At 35.3% G+C, this 6,724-nt stretch carries 9 protein-coding genes and 1 pseudogene; 1 reads left to right on the forward strand and 9 read right to left on the reverse strand.

Going from position 1 to position 6,724, the window contains the following annotated elements:
* The 9 genes and pseudogenes from AC1DDX_RS22200 to AC1DDX_RS22240 form a co-directional block, all read right to left on the reverse strand.
* Positions 1 to 448: pseudogene (locus tag AC1DDX_RS22200) on the reverse strand (hypothetical protein); the annotation flags it as partial.
* 9 nt (positions 449 to 457) lie between these two features.
* Positions 458 to 1,405, reverse strand: a complete 948-nt coding sequence (locus AC1DDX_RS22205; protein WP_477622614.1) for a hypothetical protein — start codon at positions 1,403 to 1,405, stop codon at positions 458 to 460.
* Entirely contained in the window at positions 1,392 to 2,513 is a 1,122-nt protein-coding gene (locus AC1DDX_RS22210; RefSeq protein WP_477622615.1) for a Wzz/FepE/Etk N-terminal domain-containing protein, read from the reverse strand. Before AC1DDX_RS22210 ends, AC1DDX_RS22205 begins: the two co-directional genes overlap by 14 nt.
* Positions 2,514 to 2,534: 21 nt before the next feature.
* On the reverse strand, positions 2,535 to 3,215 hold the full coding sequence (locus AC1DDX_RS22215; RefSeq protein ID WP_172663230.1) for a TolC family protein: 681 nt from the start codon (positions 3,213 to 3,215) through the stop codon (positions 2,535 to 2,537).
* A gap of 52 nt (positions 3,216 to 3,267) precedes the next feature.
* Positions 3,268 to 4,344 (reverse strand): sugar transferase, encoded by a 1,077-nt coding sequence (locus tag AC1DDX_RS22220; RefSeq protein ID WP_172663231.1) that lies wholly within the window; start codon positions 4,342 to 4,344, stop codon positions 3,268 to 3,270.
* A gap of 32 nt (positions 4,345 to 4,376) precedes the next feature.
* Complete coding sequence (locus AC1DDX_RS22225; protein ID WP_337714839.1) at positions 4,377 to 4,760, reverse strand: response regulator; 384 nt, start codon at positions 4,758 to 4,760, stop codon at positions 4,377 to 4,379.
* A 73-nt stretch (positions 4,761 to 4,833) separates the two neighbouring features.
* Positions 4,834 to 5,202 (reverse strand): hypothetical protein, encoded by a 369-nt coding sequence (locus AC1DDX_RS22230; protein ID WP_337714841.1) that lies wholly within the window; start codon positions 5,200 to 5,202, stop codon positions 4,834 to 4,836.
* Between the two features lie 293 nt (positions 5,203 to 5,495).
* On the reverse strand, positions 5,496 to 5,969 hold the full coding sequence (locus AC1DDX_RS22235) for a YMGG-like glycine zipper-containing protein (RefSeq protein WP_172663234.1): 474 nt from the start codon (positions 5,967 to 5,969) through the stop codon (positions 5,496 to 5,498).
* Positions 5,970 to 6,022: 53 nt separating this feature from the next.
* Positions 6,023 to 6,241, reverse strand: coding sequence for a hypothetical protein (locus tag AC1DDX_RS22240; RefSeq protein ID WP_337714843.1), 219 nt, complete (start codon positions 6,239 to 6,241; stop codon positions 6,023 to 6,025).
* A 136-nt stretch (positions 6,242 to 6,377) separates the two neighbouring features.
* Between AC1DDX_RS22240 and AC1DDX_RS22245 the strand changes: the two genes are divergently transcribed.
* Positions 6,378 to 6,584, forward strand: coding sequence for a cold-shock protein (locus AC1DDX_RS22245; RefSeq protein WP_108204027.1), 207 nt, complete (start codon positions 6,378 to 6,380; stop codon positions 6,582 to 6,584).
* Positions 6,585 to 6,724 lie beyond the last annotated feature (140 nt).

The raw sequence follows: 6,724 nt of genomic DNA on the forward strand, positions 1-6,724 counted from the left end.
CAGTACTTCTTATCTCCTGCAACCACCCTATCACACTGGCTCCTTCAGGGTTTATAATTTCAACTACACTAATGATAAACCACATCAGCATTAGTTTGGTAAGCGGATTATTTAAGCGCGTCCAGTCATATCGCTTGTGCTGAATAATCACAATTACCCAAATCAGCAACAAAAGAGCCTCTATTCCTATACCATAGGCTATACCACCAACCTCACGTGATAAGATCCCAAATAGAAAGCAATAAGCCGTTAAGGCGTATAGACCTATATAAGGTTCTTTAAAAAGAAAGATCAWAAAAACAACAAACAACGCCGCTAAAATCAAAAGCACCGCGCCCATTGGATTAATATATGTTATCAAACTAACTCCAAAAGCAACCAATATCCCTAAAACCGACAAAATAATTGTACGCCATGTTTGTGATAATGAGGATAAAAACTGGTACATAGGTTGTTATTATTTCACTTTGTTAAGAACCCAACCAATAAATCCAGGTTGCCCCTTAATATATGTCAACAGCTCTTTTTGAGGATCAGATATAGATCTGCCAGATTCAAAAACAGCTAAGTTYAGCTCWGTAAAAAGCAACCACTCTTTSGCTTTGTTAATGTCCTTAAGCCCGTYWACATCTATAATRATCACATCAAACTCGTCTTTTAAAACCTGAAAGCCTTTTCTTAAACTTGTGGTACTCTGGCTCTCCAGTAAAGAWGAATTCGCATCATTCTTATTCAAAATTGTAATCAGRTCTTCTGTCTGAATTTCACGTTTCACTAAAAAGGTCTCAAAATCCTGGTTTATRGCCAACGCTTTTGAATCCGAYATYACYTTTTTTGTCTCCCCGCCAATTAGCAGCACTTTTTCTCCCATCATCGCAAAACCATAGGCCAAACTGCCCGACAGAAAGGATTTGCCCTCATTGCTGTCAAGACTTGTAATCCCCAATATTTTGGCATTGTTCTTTTTCAAGGCGTCAGAAATCTCAAAACGTAATGACCGTAAAAGGTTTTTAAAAGATAAAAACTCAGGATCATTCTCTTTGCTCTTCCATAACTCCCTGATGTTAATATCTGAATATGACAGGTATGGAACCGAACCTAAAACCGCTGACTGGGTTGCCTGCGCAAGTTGTTTTGAATCCATTATACTGCGGTCCAAAAGGAACATCGTTAAAATCCAGGTAAAGCACAGGAACAAACTAGCTATGTAAGAAAGCGCTATATATACTATGCCTTTAGAGGCAAGAGGTAAACCAGGCAATCCTAACTGTGCCAATTGCAGTTTCAAGGCAACATTCTGCCCAGTCCTGTTTTGGTTATAGGTATCCAAAGAGTTCATGTAATCTTTGGTAGCCARTTCCGCATCACGTTCATAATTCTGAATCCCTGCATCAAAAGGAACCATGTGCTAATTTCCTTTCAATCAGTCCTTGTCTTGAAGCCTGCGGATTGGTCACATTCTCATCAGATATCTTTGAACTTACGCGGTCTATCAACCTGGTCAAAGAATCTATTCTGTTTTTATCTGCTGCTTTAAAATTACCATCAATATAGGCACTGTTCGCAGATTTCAATTGGTTTTTAAGATTTATGATCGTCCTGTTGTCCGCTGTAGAATTTCCCGAACTTACATTATCTATCTCTCCTCTTAGCCTCGCATCAATATCTGCTATCGCTCTCTGGTTTGCCTGAATATCCCTTATCGCCTGCGCTTTACGTTCTTCATTTTGTGAGATCTGTGCATAAACCATTTCCGACTGCTTGTCCAGGTTTAGCACACCATTCTTCATCTTAAACGATTTCAAAGCCGCATTCTTCTGGTTCATGGCAGCCTCTTTTTTCTTCATCAATGAATCCAAAAGCTCGATAGAGTTATTTTGGTTCATATTAACATCCTGACCGTAATTGTTAATAAAATCAGTCGACAGCGTGTTCACCACGAATGTAGATAACAACGGGTTCTCCGAAACATAGTATACGTTTACAAAATCACTGTTGTCAGGGCGGTATACTTTTAAGTTATTGTTAATGCTTTCATTATCATAGCCCATAGAGCTGATGATGTCATACAGAGGGTATTTACCAGCGTTATCACTAATGGTAATCACCTGCTTGTTCAGCAGACGTTCTCTGTAAAGCCTTACCACTTCATCAATGCCGGCTTGTCCCAATCCCGATACCTGTTTGCTGTAAGGCCTGAACGAAGCTTTCGGACTTTCCAGATCATGAAGTATCAGGTTATAAGAAAGGATACTCATGATCCGCCTCATTTTCATCCGCTCAATGATGTTCGAAAACTGCTGGTTGATCTTAAAAATATCCGAATTCTGGTTAGAGTTAACTACCACCTGTTTAGATTGATCAATTAAACCAGTAGCAATCTGGGCCTCAGAACTGTATTGTCTGGGAAGGTTCTTTACCAGAAAATAAGTAATCACTCCAATTACTAAGGGTACTAATATCAAAACCCATTTGTACTTGCCTAGAAGTCGTAAAAATGCTTTTATGTCCATTTATAACTATGTAAATATATCTTATTTAACCTCTGATAATTTCATTCCTATTATCTCTTCCAATGCATCTTTTGCACTTAACAAGTTAACTTCAGTTTGAATTTTAGAGGTACTGGCAATTGTAAGATTTATTCTCGATTGATTATAAGTATCTAAAGCTACTTCGCCCTTTTCAAACTTGTTTTTTAAATTGTCGGCTACGTTTTGATTATCCTGTACACTTTGGGTATAAATTTTCAATTGGTTAATTTGTTGAATGTACGCATAATATCTTTTCTTTACTTCTGTGGCAAGTGTTAATCTGAAATCTTCTGCCTCTAGTTTTGCAATTTTATAATCTGCCTTGGCTTTTTTTCCTGCTAAAGGTTTTTGAAGGAAGTTCCCAAGATTCAAATTAACACTAAATTGGAAACCGTTTACCGCATAAGGGTTAATTACATCAATAGCTGTCTTATTATTCGGTCTGTAAAAGTATGAAGCATTAAATATGTCAAGATATGATATTGCGTTCATTGAAATGTCTGTTTTCGCTTTTTCAACATTTATGTCAGTAATCTTTAACCTGGGATAGTTTTGTACCGCCAGATCAATGTACTTTTCAAGATCAGAATATTTAATTTCGCCAATTATTGACTCTTGTGAAAAACTATCCAGACTTAGAAACATCAGGACAATTAAAGTGAATTTTGATAGATTTTTCATTTAATTTTATATTTTGTTGTTAATATTAGATGATTTAAAAAAATAGAAGGGTTTAAACATTCTCCTTTTGGATCAATGCAGGTATAGTTTTAAGTATTATTTTCATATCAAGGAAAATCGAATAATTCGAAGCATAATAATTATCCAGCTCCTTACGCTCACGTTCCGACATATCATCCTGACCTCTTTTACTGATTTGCCATAATCCGGTTAATCCGGCAGGGCCCAGGAATCTGGTCGACCATTCGTTTGTAGTCAATTGTTCAGCTTCATACAATGGCAACGGTCTGTTACCTACTAATGACATATCGCCAATTAGCACATTTATCAACTGAGGTAACTCATCAATACTTGTTTTTCTTAAGAACGATCCAACCCTGGTTATTCTAGGATCATTTTTAAATTTCACAAAGGCCGATTTATTATCTTTATTCTCCTCAGAATTAGCATATTGGTTAAGGTTAGCCATCGATGCAAGCATTTTATCAGCATCGCTTCTCATAGATCTGAACTTGTAAAAATCAAAGATTTTATATCCGGCGCCAACCCTTTTGCTCTTGTATATAATTTTGCCTTTAGATTCAAGTCTTACCAGTATTGCCACAATTACAAACAAGGGCAGCAAGCACAATAAAGCAAATCCCGATGCAACTATGTCAAATACCCTTTTGGTTCTTGGAATCTTATATTCCACTTCCATTTGCTGGGCAATGTCCATCAACTTTGGCTTAATCAGCTTAAACTTCACCAAAAAGTTCATGCGTTCGCAGAAATCTTCATATGGAAAAGGATAAGTATAGTAGTCGTTAACTTTCAGCTCCAGTGCTTTTTTCCTCCAAGCTTTATCTTCTTTAACACCAAGCAATACAATGATAAGTCCTTGCAATAAAGGGTTCTTTTTTATGTATTTTACCTGATCAAAACACTGATTGTTTTCATCAACCTCTATCAATACAATATCAGGCACGCTCAAAAAAGATTGATTGTCTAAATACCTTTTAAAATCAGCAGGATCTTCAAGGTAAGTGATATCGCCATCAAGTTCTTCAGATATCACTTCTTTCAGTAGCTTACCAAAATACACGATTTTGGCACTTACTTTATGAAATTCAATGGTTGGGGATGTCATATTTTAGTTGGTTTGGCTTCAGTTATTTGATTTTAGTTTATTAGTTGCGCTATTTTCGATTTTAAAATAACAGGATTAAATGGTTTTTCAAGGTAGCTATCTATTTTAAAAGGCATATTTTTCACTTTATCTTCTAAATCTTCTGCACCCGATAATAAAATAACGGGAGTATCTCTGTAAAGGCCGCTAATTTTCAGATTTCTAATCAATGTGCTGCCATCAAAATAAGGCATCATCAAATCAGATATAATTAAATTAGGATCATTCCCTTCCTCTAACCAGCTTATTGCCTCTATACCACTCTTCTTAATCACAAGATCATAGTCGGCAGACAATATAAATGTTAATAGTCTAAGAATACTTAGCTCATCATCAACAACCAGTATCTGTTTTCTATTTGTTGTATTACTTTCCATAATCTTGTCTCCTTTCTTAAAATCTTTAGTTAATTATCTCAATCACTTTCCAATTTCTACACTTTAATCCTTATTACTTTGTTTTAATAGCAAACTCCATTTTACTAACTTCCCCTTTTCCTCTTGTGTTCAATTCATTTGAAACCACACGTCCAAAAGAATCAATAACCAGTACTCTTATATTTTGATCTTCGTTTGATACTACTTCTGTTTTTAATTTAAAGTCACTCGTATAATAAAATGGGATATCATTACTTCCGTTAGAAACACTAACATTAAAATCCTTGTTATTAATGTGATAGTTCACATCACAGTTCTCACATTCAATTCTCAGTATTCCTTCATTACTTATAGCGATTTCAGGATTGCTAAATGTCGAATTTTTTGTGCAACTGCTCAAAGAGATGAAAATTAATACTAATAAACCGATGTTAAGCCTCATTTTTTTTACTGTTTTTAATTACCTAATTGAAAAAATCAAGCCAGCAATAATTTTTCACAGTAAAATCAGCCTTTATTGGTGTTTTTCGGCTGTATACACACTAAATATAAGTTTCACACTTATTACACACTTTTGTGTACACAGTATAAATTAAATCAAAAACACCCTTATTGTAGAATATATTCCACAGTCCTTAATTAAAAATAAATACCACGAAAATTTAAACAAAAAAAAACGGCTGTTATATAAATAACAGCCGTTTTTTTTAAAAGATAGTAAAATCTTAACCTGTATTAATTTTTAGGTTGTACTCTTCCAGATTTTCTGTCTTTATCCCTTCCTATTAAATATCCTGCACCCGCACCAACAACACCACCAATAATGGCACCTCTTCCTTTTTTCTTGTCAATTAGCGCTCCGCCAAGTGCTCCTGCTCCGGCACCAATTGCAGTACCTTTAGCAGCTTCACTCCATCCTTTTTTCTTGGAAGCAGCCGGCTCTTCATAATTTCGGTTTCCGGAAGATTGAGAAGCAGCTTCATTTCTTTCAGCTAATAGTAAAGTTCTTTTTTCTTCTTTCACCTGAGCAGCAATTTTTGCATCCTCTTTTTTCTTCACTTCTGCTTTTTTAAAGCTATCTAGTTTCAAGCTGTCTTTTACTGCGGCAATTGCCTGTTGCTTAATTAGGGCTTGTTCTTTTTCATTGTTATTCGAGCACGCCGATAATAACATTGTCCCTGCTATTACTATTGAAAATAAATATTTCATGACTATAAAATTTAGTTTACTACCCATATCTAGAGAAAATGGTGCCAAAAACGTTATTTATCATCTAACGGACTGTAAACTACGCTACTATAATTTTCCTCAGCATCATTTTCTCCGTCCCTATTTCCTGAAATCCGGTCATTATCGTCGTCTAATCTTGTCATTAATGATGGTGGGTCCGACGAATGGTCAGCATCCAATCCTAAATTATCATCATCCAAATTATTTTTCTTCAGTTTCAGATCAGCCTTCTTTTTCATTTTAGCAGCCATAAAAGTTCATTTAAGTCATTACATATAACAAAAGTTGAACTTTTAAGTTTCAAAAATTCAACAAAGCAACTCCAAATGCAACATTTTGATTTTAATATTCAATTGATTACTTTCACATCGAAATAACATTAATACTATGCGTACAACAGGAAAAGTTAAATGGTTTAATTCTGCAAAAGGATTTGGATTTATAACTCCAGAAGATGGAGGAAAAGATATTTTCGTACATTTTTCTGCAATAGCAGGAGATTCATTCAGAGAGCTAAATGAAGGTGACAGTGTAGAATTCGAATTGAACGACGGAAAAAAAGGCCCGGAGGCTCAGAATGTAAAAGTTCTTTAATAATCCTCTTTCAATCAAAAAAGAGCCTGTATCATAAATCCTGATCAGGCTTTTTTCGTATAAAACAATGTCTTTTCATACTGCACCCTCCCCGTCATCTCGACGATAGGAGAGATCTCCTGGTTATGTCAATTCAATAG

The sequence above is a fragment of the Pedobacter sp. 10L46_2 genome (assembly GCF_056395165.1).